The sequence below is a fragment of the Streptomyces sp. RP5T genome (assembly GCF_003933965.1).
Classification (GTDB): domain Bacteria; phylum Actinomycetota; class Actinomycetes; order Streptomycetales; family Streptomycetaceae; genus Streptomyces.
On the sequence record NZ_RSAJ01001123.1, the window covers coordinates 1 to 1,191 of the forward strand.

Consider the following 1,191-nt stretch of genomic DNA (forward strand, 5'->3'; position numbering starts at 1 on the left):
GTCCTCGGAAGTCGGGGGGCGCTCGGGGGCCTTGGACTTGTCGGGAGCCGTGGGTTCCTCGGAAGTCGCGGACTTCTCAGAGGTCGGTTCCTGGGAACCTGTCGGCTCCTGTGAAGCTGTCGGCTCCTCGGAGGCCGCCGGCTCCTCACCCACCTCGGGGTCTCCGTCAGCTGCGGGTTCGTCGACATCCGCCGAGCCTTCGGAGACCGTTCGTCCGGGGGTGTCGGGACGCCCTGAGGCTGTGCTGTCCTCGGCCAGGGAGGAGCTGTCGGGGTTGCCGGTGGCCTCTGGGGTGGGAGACCGCTTCGGTTCCGGGTCGTCGAAGGCCGGGCGGGCGTGGTGCCACGGGGCGTCCGGACTGCGCGGGGCCGCGGGCGGCTTCGGCGGCGTGGAGTTCGAGTTCGCGTCGTCGTCGGCCGACGGCTCGGAGCCGGGCGCGGTGGTCCTCTGGCTCGCGGAACCGCCCGACGCGGTACGTGCGCGACGGGGTCCGGACGAGGCACGGCTCGCTGCCGATCCCGGAGGCTGAGATGCGGGCGTCTCCGACGGCGGGGTCTGCGACGTGGGAGCAGGTTTCGCAGACGCCGGGGCGGATGCCGTGGATCCCTTGGCCGAGGTATCCGTCGAGGACTCGGACAGGTCGGTTGCCGGAGTCTCCGCCCCGGGCGTGCCGCCGACCGGAGTCTCCGAACCAGCGTCGGTGCCGTCGGCGCCCGGTGCCTTCTGACTGACCGCCCCCTGCGCGGCGGTGCGTGTACGCCGGGGCACGCCGCTCGGTGAGGTGGCGGCAGCCTGCGTGGCCTCCGACGCGGCCCGCTTCACCGAGTCAGCGTCCGCGTCCGCCGTACCGCCCCGACGCGGGCCTGCACCCGCAGCGCCCGAGCTCGCCGTCGCCTCAGAGGTCTCCACCTGGCTCGCTGAGCCTTCCGCAGCCGAACGTGACCGACGCGGCGCAGCCCCTCCGGCGCCCGTAACAGGCCCCGCCTCGGGGGTCTCCGCCTGGCGCGCCGACCCCTCCGCGGCCGAACGTGACCGACGCGGCGCAGCCCCTCCAGCGCCCGTAACAGGCCCCGCCCCGGAACCGGAAGGCCCCGCCTGACTGGCCGACCCCTCCGCAGCCGAACGCGACCGACGCGGAACAGCCCCTCCAGCACCAGTAGCACCAGACGCGCCTGTCACGCCTGTCACGTC

1 protein-coding gene is annotated in these 1,191 nt (G+C 74.2%); it reads left to right on the plus strand.

Annotation, left to right across the window (positions count from 1 at the left end):
• Window positions 1-274: 274 nt before the first annotated feature.
• Window positions 275-529 (plus strand): hypothetical protein, encoded by a 255-nt coding sequence (locus EHS43_RS44890; protein WP_125196092.1) that lies wholly within the window; start codon window positions 275-277, stop codon window positions 527-529.
• The last annotated feature ends 662 nt before the right edge of the window (window positions 530-1,191 follow it).